We start from the raw sequence: 14,546 nt of genomic DNA, 5'->3' as shown, positions 1-14,546 counted from the left end.
CGGCCGCGTCGCGAATAAAGCGCGACAGCGTCGCCGCCTGAATGCTAATGCGAGCCGTTCACATCTGGATTGACCATGCGTCCTCTGCTCCGTCTGCTTGCCCTGCTGTTCGCCCTGGGGCTGGCCGCGCCCGCCCTGGCCCAGACGCCGTCCGCCTCCGAGGCCCAGGTCGCCTGGCGGCTGCTCGACTATGTAGCGGTCGACTACGCCGGCGCGGTGGCCGACGGTCAGGTGACCAATCCGGCCGAATACGGGGAGATGATCGAGTTCGGCGGCCAGATCCGGACCCGCCTGGACGCCCTGCCGCCGAATCCGGCCAAGGCCGGTCTGGTCCGCGACGCCGAGGCCCTGCAGGCGGCCATCAGGGACAAGGCGGATCCGCGCGTCGTTGGCGACCGGGCCAAGGCGCTCGCCGGCGCGGTGCTGACGGCCTATCCGAGCCCGCTGGCGCCTTCGTTCCCGCCTGATCTGGCCCGCGGCGCGACGCTCTATGCCGAGCAATGCTCGGTCTGCCATGGCGTGACCGGACGCGCCGACGGCCCGGGCGCCGAGGGGCTTGATCCGCCCGCGATCGCCTTCGCGGATGTGGAGCGCGCCCGTCAGCGCAGCGTGTTCGGCCTCTACCAGGTCATCGATCAGGGGCTGGAGGGCACGGCGATGGCCAGCTTCGCCCATCTGCCGGCCGAGGACCGCTGGGCCCTGGCCTTCTACGTGGGCCGGTTCGCCTTCACCGACGCCGAAGCCGCCGAAGGTCGACGCCTCTGGGAGAGCGACCCGGCGATCCGCGCCGTCTTCCCGGACCTGGCCGCCCTCACCCAGGCGACGCCGGCCGAGCTGGCGACAAGGATCGGCGAGACGAAGGCACGGGCGGTCACGGCCTACCTGCGCCGCCACCCGGAGGCGACGGTCCGCGCCGAGGGATCGACCCTGTCCCTGGCCCGGACGCGACTGGCCGAAAGCGAGGCCGCCTATCGCCGGGGCGATCGCAGGGCCGCGACCGACCTGGCCCTGTCGGCCTATCTCGACGGCGTCGAACCGATGGAGCCGGCGCTGGGCGCCCGCGACGGCGCCTTGCTGCGGCGGGTCGAGACGGCCATGACCGACCTGCGCGTCTCGATCAGCAGGGGCGCGCCGGCCCAGGAGGTCGCGGACCGGGTCGCCCGCGCGAACGCCCTGCTGGACACGGCCGAACGCGCACTCGCGCCCCAGGAGGCGGACAATCTCGCCAGCTTCCTCGGCGCCTTCACCATCCTGCTGCGCGAAGGTCTGGAAGCCATCTTCATCGTGGTGGCGATGATCGCCTTCCTCAGGAAGGCCGAACGTCCCGAGGTGCTGCGCTACGTCCACGGCGGCTGGGTGGCCGCGCTGGTCGCCGGCGGCGCCACCTGGGCGGCCGCGACCTTCTTCATCTCCATCAGCGGCGCCAGCCGGGAGCTGACCGAAGGGTTCGGCTCGCTTCTGGCGGCCGTCGTGCTCGTCTCGGTCGGCATCTGGATGCACGGCAAGTCGCACGCCGACGCCTGGCAGACCTATATCCGCGACAAGCTCTCTCACGCCCTGTCGAAACGGTCGGCCTGGTTCCTGTTCCTGCTGGCCTTCGTGGTGGTCTACCGCGAGGTGTTCGAGACCATCCTGTTCTATGCGGCGATCTGGAGCCAGGGCGGCCATCTCGGCATGCTGGCCGGCGCCCTTACGGCGGTGGCGATCCTGGCCGTGGTGGCCTGGGCCTTGCTGGCCTACAGCAAGCGCCTCCCGATCGGCCGGTTCTTCTCCCTGAGCTCGATCCTGATGGCCATCCTGTCGGTCGTCCTCGTCGGCAAGGGGGTGGCGGCGCTGCAGGAGGCGGGCTGGCTCGATGTCCATCCGCTGGCGTGGATCCCCCGCATCGAGATCCTCGGTCTTTATCCGACGGTCGAAGGCGTCGCCGTTCAGCTTCTGACGATCGCTATCCTCGTGGTCGGCTTCTCCCGGCATGCGGCGCCGAAAGGCGCGCGCCCAGCCTCTTGAGCGGGCGTCTGAGGCCCTCAACTGCGACCCGTTGGCAGGGTTTCGGAGCTGCTTGGGCGCCGATAGCCGCGCAGTCCGCGGATACCCAAGGTGCGGGGCCGCAGCCGATAGCGTGCGGAGACCACCCTTGGTGCGGAGATTAGGCGCCCTATTCTCCGCACTTCGCGCGGAGAATAACCTTGCTCTTGCGGCGAATAGCGCCCATATTCTCCGCAAGGAGTGCGGGGAATGGCGCAATACATCCATGAGATCGAAGGCTGGCCGCGTCTGGACTGGCGCGCTGACGCGCTTGCCGATCGCCTCGCAGCCGTCCGTCATCGCCAGGGCCTTCTGCTTGGCCGGATGCACACGCTCGGCTTCGACCTCCGCGCTGAAGCCGTCCTCGAGACCCTTACCGAAGATGTCCTGAAATCCAGCGAAATCGAAGGCGAGCTGCTCGACAAGGATCAGGTGCGATCCTCCATCGCCCGCCGCCTCGGCATGGATATCGGGGCCCTCGCCGACGCGGATCGCAACGTCGAAGGCGTCGTCGAAATGATGCTCGACGCGACCCAGAACTTTGCGTCTCCGCTCACCGAGGAACGGCTGTTCGCCTGGCACGCCGCCCTGTTTCCGACCGGGCGCAGCGGCATGACGAGGATCGTCGTCGGCGCCTGGCGCAACGAGAGCTCCGGCCCGATGCAGGTCGTCTCGGGCCCCTTCGGACGAGAGCGCGTGCACTATGAAGCGCCCTTTGCCGACCGTCTGCAGGACGAGATGCGGGCGTTCCTCGACTGGTTCAATGACGAGCCGCGGACGGATCCGGTCCTCAAGGCCGCGATCGCCCACCTGTGGTTCGTGACCATCCACCCGTTCGACGACGGGAACGGCCGGATCGCGCGGGCGATCGCCGACATGGCGCTCGCCCGCTCCGAGAAAAGCGCTCAACGCTTCTACAGCATGTCCGCCCAGATCAGGCTGGAGCGCAAGGACTACTACGCCACCCTGGAGGCGACCCAGAAAGGCGCGCTGGACGTGTCCCTCTGGCTGGACTGGTTCCTCGGCTGCCTCGATCGCGCGTTCGATGGCGCGGAAACCACCCTGACGCATGTCATGCGCAAGGCGCGCTTCTGGGAGGCGCTAGCAGGTCAGACGTTGAGCGAGCGCCAGAGCACGGTCATCAACCGGCTGCTCGACGGCTTCGAAGGCAAGCTCACCTCGACCAAATGGGCGGCGCTGACGAGGTCCTCGCCCGACACGGCCCTGCGCGACATCAACGATCTGGTGGGGCGGGGCATCCTCGTGAAGGATGAAGGCGGCGGGCGCAGCACAAGCTATTCGCTGGTCGATCGAGGATAGGCGGGACCGCACGACGCCGGCACGGCACTTCGCCAGGTCGGTCGCTCAAGACCCGAGCCTCAACAGGGAGGATCGCAATTCGCCACATCTGGCGAGTTACCGCCAACAACCCGCCTAATTCGCCAGAAGTGGCGAATTACCACCTTTGCCAGGCGCGCGACGCCGCAAGGCGCCGCCGACGCGGCCTCACGCCTGACGCGCGATGGCGATGGCGGAGAGATCCGCTGCGGCCTCGACCGGACTGCCGGCCGCCTTGCGCTCGGAGTAGCGGTCCACGAGCTGGGTGGCGTGCGGTCGAGTGAGGACAGTGAAGCGCACCAGCTCCTCCATCACATCGACGATGCGCTCATAGTAGGCCGAAGGCTTCATCCGGCCGGCCTCGTCGAACTCCTGAAAGGCCTTGGCCACGCTCGACTGGTTGGGAATGGTGATCATCCGCATCCAGCGGCCCAGAAGGCGCAGGGTGTTGACGGCGTTGAAGCTCTGGGAACCGCCCGACACCTGCATCACCGCGAGCGTGCGGCCCTGGGTCGGGCGCATGCCGCCCAAACTCAATGGCAGGTGATCGATCTGCAGCTTCATCAGTCCGGAGACCTGGCCGTGCCGTTCCGGACTGCACCAGACCATGCCCTCCGACCACAGGGCGTGCTCGCGCAGCTCGCGCACCGCCGGATGGTCGTCGTCGCCGGGCGAGCCCGGCAGAGGCAGGTCGGAGGGGTCGAAGATGCGGGTCTCGCATCCCATGCGCTGCAGCAAGCGGGCCGCTTCCTCGACGCAGAGCCGCGAATAGGAGCGCTCGCGCAGCGACCCGTACAGGAGAAGGATGCGTGGCGGGTGGTCGTGCGGACCCAGGCCGGCGGCCGGGTTGCTCGACAGATAGGCCGCGTCCAGGGCCGGCAGATGATCGGGATCCGGCAGCGGCCGCAGGCGGGCGAAGATCATCCGAGATCCTTGGTCAGATAGGCGGCCGAGGCCGGGCAGATGTCTGCGAACTCGCGGGTTCGCCGGATCGCGGCGGGCGCGGCCGCCCGATCTGCGGCGGCGAAGCCGCGCCGGGCGAAGAAGGGCTCGGCCGTCGTGGTGAGCAGGTGGAGCCGTTCTCCGCCCAGCTCGCTCGCCGCGGCCTCGGCGGCGCTCAGGATCCGGCTCCCGAGCCCCCGCGAATTCAGGCCAGCGAGTACGACCAGGGAGCGCAGCAGCAGGTCCCGCCCCTCTCCTTCCAGGCCGACGTAGCCGGCCAGGGCGCTGTCGTCGTCGGCTCGGAAGTAGCGGCCGGCCCCGGGCTCCGGCAGGCCCTCGCCCTGCAGGGCCGCGATCAGGCCGGCGTCATCCGCGTCCAGGAGATGCAGCACGACCATCAGGCGGCGTCCGCCGGCGGGGCCGTGTCCGGAAACCAGCGTCGGCCCATCCACAGCGCGACCGAGACCAGAAGGATCAGCACCGGCACCTCGACCAGCGGACCGATGACCGCAGCGAAGGCGACCGGCGAGGTCAGCCCGAAGGCCGCGATGGCCACCGCGATGGCCAGCTCGAAATTGTTCGAGGCGGCGGTGAAGGCCAGGGCGGTCGTGCGCGGGTAGTCGGCATCGATCAGCTTGCCCATGAGGAAGCTGACCACGAACATGACGAGGAAGTAGATGGTCAGGGGAATGGCGATGCGCAGGGCGTCCAGCGGCAGGGCCACCACCTCGCCGCCCTTCAGGCTGAACATGACCACGATGGTGAACAGCAGGGCGATCAGGGTGATCGGTCCGATGCGCGGCAGGAAGCGCCGCTCGTACCAGTCGGCCCCGCGGCGGGCGATCAGGCTGCGCCGGGTCAGGAAGCCGGCCAGGAAGGGAAGACCGAGGTAGACGAGAACGGCGCCGGCGATGGTCCAGACGCTGACGTCCACCACGCTGCCCTGCAGGCCGAACAGGGGCGGCAGGACGGTGAGGAAGACCCAGGCGTAGAGGCTGAAGAACAGGATCTGGAAGATCGAGTTGAACGCGACGAGACCGGCGACATACTGGTCGTCGCCCCGCGCCAGTTGGTTCCAGACCAGCACCATGGCGATGCAGCGCGCCAGCCCGATCAGGATCACGCCGGTCATGTATTCCGGCTGGTCGCGCAGGAAGATGACCGCAAGGGCGAACATCAGCACAGGGCCCAGCACCCAGTTCTGGAACAGGGACAGGGCCAGCACCCGCTTGTCGGCGAAGACGCGCGGCAGTTCCTCGTACCGGACCCTGGCCAGCGGAGGATACATCATCAGGATCAGGCCGATGGCGATCGGAATGTTGGTGGTCCCGACCGAGAGGCCGTCGACCCAGGCGGGCAGGCCGGGAACCAGAGTCCCCAGTGCGACGCCCAAAGCCATGGCGGCGAAGATCCATCCCGTCAGCCAGCGGTCGAGAAAGGACAGGCGGCGCGGCGGGGCCGCGTCGGTGACCGGCGTATCGATCATCGCGCCACCCGAAGGCCAGCCGCCTCGATGACGACCTCGCCGTCCTCCTTGGTGAACCGCTTGAGATCATCGGCGGGCAGGAGGTCCAGAACGGCCTCGGACGGTCGGCACAGGCCGACGCCGAGAGGACTGACGACGATCGGGCGATTGAGCAGGATCGGATGGGCCTCGATCGCATCGAGCAACTGATCGTCTGTCAGGCCCGGGTCCCCGAGGCCCAGGTCGGCGAAGGGCGTGCCCTTGTCGCGCAACAGGTCGCGCAGCGGCTTGCCGGTTCGTTCGGCCAGCCAGGCGATCATGACGCGCGATGGCGGCGACCTCAGATACTCGATGACGTGCGGCTCGATGCCGACGTGGCGAATGAGCTCCAGAGCGTTGCGCGACGTCCCGCAGGCCGGGTTGTGATAGATGATGACGTCCACGGGATCCTCAGGCGCAGCAGGGGGTCAGTTCGGCCAGCAGAGGCTCGCATAGCTCCGCCCGGCCGCCGCAGCAGTCCTTGAGCAGGAACAGGACCAGGTCGCGCAGCCGGTCCAGATCGGCCCGGTAGATGATCGACCGGCTGCGACGCTCCGATTTGATAAGTCCCGCTCGGGACAGCACCCCCAGATGCGACGACAGGGTATTGGCCGGGATCGCCAGATGGTTGGAGATGTCACCGGCCGGCAGACCGGCCGGTTCGTGCCGCACGAGAAGTCGGAACGCCTCCAGCCGCCTCGACTGCGCCAGGGCGGCGAGAGCAAGAATCGAGGCTGCGGTTTCCATATTTCCGAACTAGTCGAACTATAGAAATGTGCAATCCCCGCTCTGCAGCCGGCCGTAAGCTTACGGTGGAGAGTTTGGCGGCTTGGCCTGCCGCAGCCTTTCGAGTTCGATTCCCATGACAACATGGAGATCTTCGATTGGTCTGCGCCCTTTGAAGTGATCCATCCCTTATGTTGGTCTGCGGACCGGAACGGATGGAGCCAAGGATGGCCAGGAAGCGTCACAAGCCCGAAGAGATCATCGCCAAGCTGCGCCAGGTTGAAGTGTTGACCGGGCAAGGCAAATCGATCGCGGAGGCGGTGAAGACGATAGCGGTGACGGAGACGACCTACTTCCGCTGGCGAGCGGAGTTCGGCGGGATGAAGACCGATCAGGTCAAACGGATGAAGGCGCTGGAGCTGGAGAACGCCCGGCTTCGTCGGGCGGTGTCGGACCTGACGCTGGACAAGCTGATCCTGTCGGAGGCGGCGCGGGGAAACTTCTGAGCCCTGCCCGTCGCCGGGCCTGCATCGACAAGGTGCGGACCGAGTTGAAGGTGTCGGAGCGGCGCGCCTGCGCGGTGCTCCGACAGCATCGCTCAACCCAGCGAAAGACGCCGAGGGGCCGCACCGACGAGGCGGCCCTGACGGCGGCCATCACCGCACTGGCGGCGACCTATGGCCGTTACGGCTACCGCCGGATCACGGCGCTGCTGCATCAGGCGGGCTGGTCGGTGAACGCCAAAAGGGTTCAGCGGATCTGGCGACGGGAAGGGCTGAAGGTCCCGCAGAAACAGCCGAAACGCGGCCGGCTCTGGCTCAATGACGGGTCGTGCGTGCGGCTGCGCGCCGAGCGGCCCAACCATGTCTGGTCTTACGACTTCGTCGAGGATCGCACCCAGGACGGCAGGAAGTTCCGCATGCTCTGCGTGATTGATGAGTTCACGCGCGAGGCTCTGGCGATCCGGGTCAAGCGCAGGCTCAACTCCACCGACGTGCTAGAGACCCTGGCGGACCTGATGATACTGCGCGGGCCGCCGGCCTATGTGCGGTCCGACAACGGACCGGAGTTCATCGCCACCACCCTGCGTGAATGGATCGCCGCCGTCGGCTCTCAGACGGCCTACATCGAACCCGGTAGTCCCTGGGAGAACGGCTACTGCGAGAGCTTCAACTCCAAGCTCCGGGATGAACTGCTGAACGGCGAGACCTTCTTCAGTCTGGCCGAGGCTCAGGTGCTGATCGAGGCGTGGCGGCGTCACTTCAACGCCGTGCGACCGCACAGCGCCCTGAAGTACCGACCGCCAGCACCGGAAGCCCTCATCCCTCGCGCCGGAAACATCGTGCCGTGGGCGAGCGCGCCAGCGCTTGAAGGCGCGCGCTCGCCCAACCCAACCATGGCGTCAGGCCCGCCCATGAACTAACATCGAAACCGCATCACCCCATGGGGGCAGACCAGGCAGCACCAAAAGGAATGCCGACTCGCCGGATCACTTTCGACGCCTTATCGAACTGCCAGTCGATCGACCCGTGCAGTTTCGACACCCGCACGACGCCTTCCATGAACCGAGGCTCGCCTCGAATTCCCGGCGGGTTGTAGTGCATATCCAGTTCGACCCGCGATGATCGGAAAAGCGGATTGAGCGCACCAACGAAACGATCGACGATCCGAAGACCGGCGAGATCGCAGCCGTGCTCGATCAGCCGCTCGTAATTCGTCGTGAAGACGTGCAGGCGCTCGCGGGACGCCGAACGACTGGCAAAGCTCAAGAGGAAGGATTGGAGGAGGCTTTCAGCTTTCAACCGACCATCTTCGTTGGCCCCTGATATGGCCCGTTCCGTCGCCAGAATGCTGCGCAGGAACTCCAACATCTTGGCATCTATCTGCCTTTTGAAGGCCGCTGCAGCAGCCGCGTCTGTGACTGTCAGCCCCTCAAGAACGGCGAGCGCGCTACGGAACTGATCTTCGATGTTTGCAGCCCCTCGCCCCATTGATTGAGCCGTGGTCTCAGCGTGCCGATTGATGCTTGCATCATAGGCGCTACCGAAGGCGATCTGGCCCATGTCAGCCGCTCGGCCGCCAGCGGCAAAAGCGACCGCTGATGTGAACCCACTGCCCAGCACCAGATTTAGATGCTCGGCTTGGAAGACGGCCGACAACCAAGGTTCGATATAGCGTCGGGACCGCTCAATGAACTTCTCAAGATCTTCACCCGCAGGCAGATCGTCGACGGCCTCGAGGTGCGAGCCGGCCCTGTAACAATGCGGTTTCCAATCCATCGCCTAACCTCCTGGATTTCCCGACGTTGGAGGTTCGGGCCCTCTACGACAAGTTGAACGGTAAAGTGTGCGAGACTCAAGGTCAGTCGCTATTGGTGCGGGCGGTTGGAGTCGAACCGACCCGACTTGCGTCGCGCTCGAAACGATTGGAACGTCCGATCTTCAGATCCGTAGTTGGATGCCGTCAGCGGACGCTCCCAAAGTCCGACATGAGTCAGCAGCAGTCGTGTCGGCGACTCGTTAGCCTTCGGCTTCAGCTTGCCTACGGAGATCTTCCAGCCGTTCGGTGCAAATGGTCGCCGTCAGGCCGCGAAGCACATCGACCCGCTCGGCCAACCATGCGAGCTCCTCGGCAGTGATCTTGAAGTGCTCGGAGTAGCGCGCCTTCACATAGGCCTCACGGAGAAGCTCGAAGCAGCGGCGTTCGAACTTGGTTTCACGGGGCCACGCGTCGGCGAGCCGGGTGTCGATGCCCTCGGCCTTTTTCCGGAGGAAGGCGAGGTTATGAGCCTTGCCGCTGTACAGCGTCGTGACGAGCAAGACGCAGTGGTAGAGATGCTCTGACGCTTGATGCAAGGAGAAGGCGGCCAGGTTGGCGCTTTCACGTTGGATATAGAAGCGAGCACCAGCCTGAAACTCTGCCGAGCTCGCCATCCACTTCTCGTAGTGTCGCTGCGCTTCCTCCAGCGCGAGACGCGCTCTCAAATCGGCCGGCTTGTGCAGCTTGCCCGCCGGGGTATCGTAGACCACCACGCCTTCGCGCACGATGTCGGCGAAGAAGTACCGCCCACGGTCCAGCTGGTCGTTCACGTCGTCGAGCGAATGGACGATCAAGCTGACGGGGGTGCGAATGTCCGGACCGATGGGCATCGTCCGGTTCTCGGCCTCGTGCCAGAATTCGCGGTCGGTGAGGTCTTCATGATCGACGACGATCAGTAGATCGAAGTCCGAAAAATACCGTCCGACCGGGTCGTGCACCCAGTCGCCGCGCGCATAGCTGCCATAGAGAATGATCTTGAGGATCTTGCCGTGCTTGAGCCGATCAGCGCGCCGGGTGGCGGTCGCCTCCTCGAAAGCCGCGCGCACAGTCTCGACCACCTGGCGGAGTTCGGCCTGCTTGCGCGGCGGCAGATGATCAAGGCTCGTCTTCATGGCCGGAGTCTCCGCGATACGGCCGCACACGGCAAGGCTGAAACGGCCTTTCTGTCGACCTTAGCCTTGATGTCATGCCTGATTTCGCCAAACGAAAAAGCCGCGCGCCCCCAAAGGGCGCGCGGCCCGTTTTTGTCTCCAGCGGCGCTATTCGGCGGCGAACGAATAGGCGTCGTCGTCGCGGGGCGTTTCGGCCCCCCGCTCTTCCGGCTCCGCTGCGTCCGACACCGTCCGCAGCGGCGCGGGCAACCACCCCTTGCCCTCGATCAGACGCTCTGCGGCCTCGGCCATGTCCGCCTTCTTGAAGCCGGCGATCCGCGCGGCCTCTTGGGCGCCCGCCGCCTCCGTCACCGCCTCCAGCACCTTGGGTTTGGCGACACGGGTGAAGTAGCTGGCCGCTGTCGCCGTCCACGTCCCCGCCATATCCAGACCGACCGCCGTCGCCAGCGTCTCGGCCTGAGCCAAGGCCCCGGGTCGTCTGTCGTGCGGATCGCGCACGGCGTAGAGGCCGACCCCGGCGCAACAGGCCATCAGGTCCAGTTGGTCCGACGGCGCCAGCGCAGCCACCACACCCCAGAGGTCTTCCGGACGCTCGGGAAGGCGCGCACCCCACGCCTCGCACCGGTCGCGGACCCTCCGACCGGCGGGGCTGTCGTCCACCCCCTGCGCCAGCCGCTCCAGCCCCGTGGTCGTCAGCCGAAGCTGCAGGGGCGTCCAGACGCTGTAGCCCGAATAGAAGACCTGCAGGACGAGGGCGTGGACCACGGTGGCCAGCGCCACGTTCACATCGGCCTGCACCGCATCCCGCAGCCCCATGGTCTTGTGGGCCGTCAGGTCGATCAGCAGACGATCCGACAGGGCCGAAGGCGTTTCGTCCTCGGGCGCGTCCACACTCGACGGCGTTGCGCCGTCCACACCGTCGTCCGCCGCCTCGTCCTCCGACCACGGCGACGGCGGATCGGCGGGCACGTCCTCGGCCCGGACCAGACCGCGCTCGAAGCGGGCGAGGCCGTCGTGACCGAGCATCACCATGACCCCGGCGCGCGCCCTGGCCTCGGGGGCGTAGGCGAAGTCCGGGCCGAAGGCCTGCAAGGCCTTGTCGATCTCCTCCAGCCGCGCGTCCGCCTCGGGCGACAGGCCGTCGTCGCCCGCCTCCGAAACGATGCCGTCGTACTCCTCGGACAGGGCCGCGATCTCGGCGGCGTCCGCCTCCGAGCGTTCGACGGCGACCGGATAGACCCGACCGAACGCGGACAGGTCGGGATACTCCAGACCCGCCTCGGCCCACTTCCAGCCTTCCCGCTCGCGCGCCTCGTCGGCCAAGCCGGTCAGCTTCTCGCCGACCAGCCGGTCCAGCAGGACCACGTCCTCCAACCAGCCTCCGCCGTCCTCGGTGAACAAATCCCGGAGGATTCCCCCGCCCGCCGCCTCATAGGCCTCCACGCCGACGAAACGGGCGCGCCGGTCGCTCACCGCCACCTTGGACTCGGTCATGGCCCGGCGAATGGCGTGGACGGGGCGATATTCGCCCAACTGCTCGAACACCTGCCGCTGCCGGTCCTGATCCGCACTGACGCAGAAGGCCATCAGCTGGTCCAAGGCCAGCGCCCCGGCCCGATAGGCCGCCATCAGTTCGGGCGCCGCCGCGCCCAGCCGCAGTCGCTGGCGCACGACATGGGCCGACACGCCGAACCGGGCGCCGATCTCCTCGGGACCGTAGCCCTTCTCCGTCGCCAGCCGCTGGAAGGCCTCGAATTGGTCGGCGGGATGCATGGCCTCGCGGGTCATGTTCTCGTCGAGACTGATTTCGTGGGCGTCATTCTCGGCGTCCACGATGCAGCGCACGGGATGTGTGCGCTTGATCGCCTTGCGCTTGGCCAGCAGCCGGAGCCCCTGACGGCGACCTTCGCCGATGGTCACGAAGTAGTTCCCGGTCGGAACGCCCTCCCCGTCCCGCTCGACCTCGACCACGGGCGGCTGCAACACCCCCTTGGCCTTGATGGAGGCCGCGAAGGCCTCGATGGTCGCCGGGCTGTGCGGGGTCTTCCGGGCGTTCCTCGGCGAGGCCTTGAGCCGGTTCAGCGGCACGATCACCTCCGCGCCGTGCTGCGGCGCGGTCGCTTCGGTCTGGGCGGTTTGGGTGGATTGAGCAGTCATGTCTGCCTCCTTTGGGCAAGGGTTGCAGGCACGCGAACTGCGCGCCTGAAACCCTGCCCGTCGGCGAGACCGGGGTAGCAAGGGCCAGGGCGGACCGGCCGGAGGGGGATCGCCCGACCTGCACAAGGCTGACCCTGATGATTGTCATGACGCCGATCGCCGGCGCGGAAGGTCGGGGAGACCGGCCGGTCCGGCGGCGCAGCCGCTTCACCCTGGCCCGCGCGAGGGCGGAGCCCTTAGCCCTTCTGCGACGTCCGCAACGTGTCCTTCTGGCGCGGCGTCGCAGGCTCCAGCTTGAGGAAAACGAACTGACCGGGCCTCGCGTGTGAGGTCGTCGCAACGGGGCTTTTGACCCACGGTCGCGTCAGGCCACCGGCCGATCCGCACTGACCCCCGGCGCAGGCGTCGCAGGCCTCGGCGGGTTCAACCGGGCCTGGACCGGCCGATCGAACCCATACCGGAACGCCGCCGCCCCCATGAACGCCGCCGCCAGACCGGCGGCCCAGACGCCCCAGCGCATCCCGATGGACCAGTCCGACTGTCCGACGGCGTCGAAGACGCCGAACCAGACGATGCGGGCGACTTCATTGGTGAGAAACATCGCGAACGACATCAAGCCGAGGTGTTCGATCAGGCGCGACGAGCGCACCACGGGCAAGGCTCCAGCCGCCCAGATGATGATCGTCATCAGCAGCAGGGAGGCCAGGCCGAAGGGGCCAACGGCCTGACCGAGCGCGAGCGCACCGAAAGCGCCGAGTCCCAAGGCGCCCGCCACGGACGGACGCACGTAGACGCGCGCACCGACCACGGCGGCGGCCACGCCCAGCAGGAAGAGCGGAAGGGCGCGGAGGAATCCGAACCGCAGGGGCAGGCGATAGACCGGATCGCCCAGCCAGACGCGGCTGGCGACGTCGGCGGCGAGAAGCAGGGTGATCGCGATCGCGGCCGTGGCCCGGGGTCGGCTCCAGAGCGCCCGGCAGATCCAGGGCAGGAGCAGATAGCAGCCGATCAGAGCCGACAGCGTCCAGGTCGGCGCGTTCCAGCCGACGCCGCCCGGCACGCCATAGGCCTGCACGAGCAAGACCTGGGCGGGCAGCTGGCTCCAGTCGAACCATTGGGGATTGCTCGGTCGGACCCCGGCCAGAGCGGCGGCCGCGACCAAGGCCGCGAGACCGGCGATCACGGCCAGATGGGCCGGGAACACGCGCAGCAGCCGCTGGCGCGCGTAGGCCCCGACGTCGATCCCGCCCGAGGCCAGGCGCTCGCCGTAGATCCGGGCCAGCACATAGCCGGAGTCGATGATGAAGAAATTGGTCAGCAGGAACCCCCGGTCGAACACCGGATGGATCTGTCCGAGCGGCAGCGGGGCCGCTTCCCGGAAGTGGTAGAGGATGATCAGCGATCCCGCGGCGAACCGCAGCACGTCCAGCCACCCTCCGCGGGCGATGCGCGCGGGGCGGCGGGCCTGACCTTCCCCGTCGGAGCTTCTCGTCATTCGCGCTTCCCTGTGGCGGCGGGGCGTTCGTTGGCGTGAGGATGGTCGTGCACGTCCGCCCGCACCCCGTACAGGATGAGCGTTCCGGCGACGCAAAGCACGCCGAGCCCGCCGGCGATCATCAATCCGGCTCGGTCGCGGGGACCGAACACCAGACAGCCGCCCGTCACCAGGCTCATCATCACGCCGTAGCCGATGTAGAGCGGCGTTCCGTAGGCGCCGAGCAGGGAGAAGGCCATGCACAGGACGAAGAAGGCCGCGATCAGGCTGGCGCCGACGGCGATTACGACATCAAGTACTGGCCGGGGCTTCGGCGGCCGGCGCGGGCTCGAGCCGCGGCGGCCCTTGTAGCGCCCTTGGCGCCAGCGGATGCTGCGGCTGCGGACCGTGAAGCGCTTGCCGGCCATCGGGTCAGGGCCGTTCTGAGACTGCCGGCGCGTCCTCGTGCCGCGCCAGCATGATCCGCATCCGCAGGATTTCGGCTTCCTGGGCGCGGATGATCTCCTGCGCGAGACCGCGCACGTCATCCCCCTCGCCCTCCTCCACCGCGATCCTGGCCATGGCGATCGCGCCCTCGTGGTGGGCGATCATGCCGCGCAGAAAGTCGATGTCAGCGTCGCCGGAGTAATCGATGTTCATCGCCTGGTGCATGCGGTCGGCGGCCTCCCGATAGGCGCGGGTCGACGGCGTATCCGAGGGCGCGCCCTCGTGGCCGGCGTGCCCATCAATCGCTCGCGCCTCGACCGGCGGCGGGGCGGAGGCGTCGGGGGCGCCTCGACGGGACAGAATGCCGAAGGCGAAGGCGGCGACGGCGAGGAAGACCGCGATCACCGAGATCCAACCGGTGCGCTTCATGGCGTTTTCCTTTGAGTTTGAAAAAGGGTTTGGATCTCGTCGCCCCTCATGGCGGCGGACCGGGCTGGGTCGT

General features: G+C 67.5%; 14 protein-coding genes. 3 read left to right on the top strand and 11 right to left on the bottom strand.

Annotation, left to right across the window (positions count from 1 at the left end):
- Positions 1–75 precede the first annotated feature (75 nt).
- Complete coding sequence (locus M8231_RS04405; protein WP_250202354.1) at positions 76–2,007, top strand: FTR1 family protein; 1,932 nt, start codon at positions 76–78, stop codon at positions 2,005–2,007.
- Positions 2,008–2,235: 228 nt separating this feature from the next.
- On the top strand, positions 2,236–3,345 hold the full coding sequence (locus M8231_RS04400; RefSeq protein WP_250202353.1) for a Fic family protein: 1,110 nt from the start codon (positions 2,236–2,238) through the stop codon (positions 3,343–3,345).
- A gap of 186 nt (positions 3,346–3,531) precedes the next feature.
- Here M8231_RS04400 and arsH read toward each other — a convergent pair whose 3' ends face one another.
- From arsH to M8231_RS04375, 5 genes are read right to left on the bottom strand one after another with little or no spacing between them, the layout of a single operon-like run.
- Positions 3,532–4,287, bottom strand: a complete 756-nt coding sequence (gene arsH, locus M8231_RS04395; protein ID WP_003169308.1) for an arsenical resistance protein ArsH — start codon at positions 4,285–4,287, stop codon at positions 3,532–3,534.
- Positions 4,284–4,703, bottom strand: coding sequence for a GNAT family N-acetyltransferase (locus tag M8231_RS04390; RefSeq protein ID WP_003169309.1), 420 nt, complete (start codon positions 4,701–4,703; stop codon positions 4,284–4,286). The genes arsH and M8231_RS04390 overlap by 4 nt, the downstream gene beginning before the upstream one ends.
- Entirely contained in the window at positions 4,703–5,791 is a 1,089-nt protein-coding gene (arsB, locus tag M8231_RS04385; RefSeq protein WP_054765657.1) for an ACR3 family arsenite efflux transporter, read from the bottom strand. Before arsB ends, M8231_RS04390 begins: the two co-directional genes overlap by 1 nt.
- Positions 5,788–6,213 carry an arsenate reductase (glutaredoxin) gene (gene arsC / locus M8231_RS04380; RefSeq protein WP_003169312.1) on the bottom strand — a complete coding sequence of 142 codons (426 nt, stop codon included), beginning with the start codon at positions 6,211–6,213 and terminating at the stop codon, positions 5,788–5,790. Before arsC ends, arsB begins: the two co-directional genes overlap by 4 nt.
- A gap of 7 nt (positions 6,214–6,220) precedes the next feature.
- Positions 6,221–6,556, bottom strand: a complete 336-nt coding sequence (locus M8231_RS04375; protein ID WP_250202352.1) for an ArsR/SmtB family transcription factor — start codon at positions 6,554–6,556, stop codon at positions 6,221–6,223.
- 206 nt (positions 6,557–6,762) lie between these two features.
- On the opposite strand from M8231_RS04375, the gene M8231_RS04370 reads away from it, so the two are divergent.
- Positions 6,763–7,958, top strand: a protein-coding gene (locus tag M8231_RS04370; protein ID WP_250201343.1) for an IS3 family transposase whose coding sequence is annotated in 2 segments (ribosomal slippage) — positions 6,763–7,033 and positions 7,033–7,958 — 1,197 coding nt in all. Because the reading frame shifts where the segments join, the coding sequence is not laid out codon by codon here.
- Between the two features lie 13 nt (positions 7,959–7,971).
- Here the strand turns inward: M8231_RS04370 and M8231_RS04365 are convergent.
- The 6 genes from M8231_RS04365 to copM form a co-directional block, all read right to left on the bottom strand.
- Entirely contained in the window at positions 7,972–8,814 is an 843-nt protein-coding gene (locus tag M8231_RS04365) for a hypothetical protein (RefSeq protein ID WP_250202351.1), read from the bottom strand.
- A gap of 240 nt (positions 8,815–9,054) precedes the next feature.
- Positions 9,055–9,966: a HEPN domain-containing protein gene (locus tag M8231_RS04360; protein WP_054765272.1), complete on the bottom strand. Its 912-nt coding sequence runs from the start codon at positions 9,964–9,966 to the stop codon at positions 9,055–9,057.
- A gap of 147 nt (positions 9,967–10,113) precedes the next feature.
- A complete protein-coding gene (locus M8231_RS04355; RefSeq protein WP_250202350.1) occupies positions 10,114–12,123 on the bottom strand; it encodes a ParB/RepB/Spo0J family partition protein in 2,010 nt (669 codons plus the stop codon).
- 364 nt (positions 12,124–12,487) lie between these two features.
- Positions 12,488–13,546: an acyltransferase family protein gene (locus M8231_RS04350; RefSeq protein ID WP_250202349.1), complete on the bottom strand. Its 1,059-nt coding sequence runs from the start codon at positions 13,544–13,546 to the stop codon at positions 12,488–12,490.
- A gap of 68 nt (positions 13,547–13,614) precedes the next feature.
- Positions 13,615–14,025: a hypothetical protein gene (locus M8231_RS04345; RefSeq protein ID WP_112862346.1), complete on the bottom strand. Its 411-nt coding sequence runs from the start codon at positions 14,023–14,025 to the stop codon at positions 13,615–13,617.
- Between the two features lie 4 nt (positions 14,026–14,029).
- Positions 14,030–14,473 (bottom strand): CopM family metallochaperone, encoded by a 444-nt coding sequence (gene copM, locus M8231_RS04340; protein ID WP_250202348.1) that lies wholly within the window; start codon positions 14,471–14,473, stop codon positions 14,030–14,032.
- Between the last annotated feature and the right edge of the window lie 73 nt (positions 14,474–14,546).

This window comes from Brevundimonas albigilva, from assembly GCF_023573565.1.
In the GTDB taxonomy this organism is placed as follows: domain Bacteria; phylum Pseudomonadota; class Alphaproteobacteria; order Caulobacterales; family Caulobacteraceae; genus Brevundimonas; species Brevundimonas albigilva.
Note: the sequence above shows the minus strand (reverse complement) of the source record. Positions and strands in the feature narration are given on the sequence as shown.

Coding starts and splice junctions, on each gene's coding strand:
- M8231_RS04405 (WP_250202354.1), top strand. CDS start 76: ATGCGTCCTCTGCTCCGTCTGCTTGCCCTGCTGTTCGCCCTGGGGCTG.
- M8231_RS04400 (WP_250202353.1), top strand. CDS start 2,236: ATGGCGCAATACATCCATGAGATCGAAGGCTGGCCGCGTCTGGACTGG.
- arsH (WP_003169308.1), bottom strand. CDS start 4,287: ATGATCTTCGCCCGCCTGCGGCCGCTGCCGGATCCCGATCATCTGCCG.
- M8231_RS04390 (WP_003169309.1), bottom strand. CDS start 4,703: ATGGTCGTGCTGCATCTCCTGGACGCGGATGACGCCGGCCTGATCGCG.
- arsB (WP_054765657.1), bottom strand. CDS start 5,791: ATGATCGATACGCCGGTCACCGACGCGGCCCCGCCGCGCCGCCTGTCC.
- M8231_RS04375 (WP_250202352.1), bottom strand. CDS start 6,556: ATGGAAACCGCAGCCTCGATTCTTGCTCTCGCCGCCCTGGCGCAGTCG.
- M8231_RS04365 (WP_250202351.1), bottom strand. CDS start 8,814: ATGGATTGGAAACCGCATTGTTACAGGGCCGGCTCGCACCTCGAGGCC.
- M8231_RS04360 (WP_054765272.1), bottom strand. CDS start 9,966: ATGAAGACGAGCCTTGATCATCTGCCGCCGCGCAAGCAGGCCGAACTC.
- M8231_RS04355 (WP_250202350.1), bottom strand. CDS start 12,123: ATGACTGCTCAATCCACCCAAACCGCCCAGACCGAAGCGACCGCGCCG.
- M8231_RS04345 (WP_112862346.1), bottom strand. CDS start 14,025: ATGGCCGGCAAGCGCTTCACGGTCCGCAGCCGCAGCATCCGCTGGCGC.
- copM (WP_250202348.1), bottom strand. CDS start 14,473: ATGAAGCGCACCGGTTGGATCTCGGTGATCGCGGTCTTCCTCGCCGTC.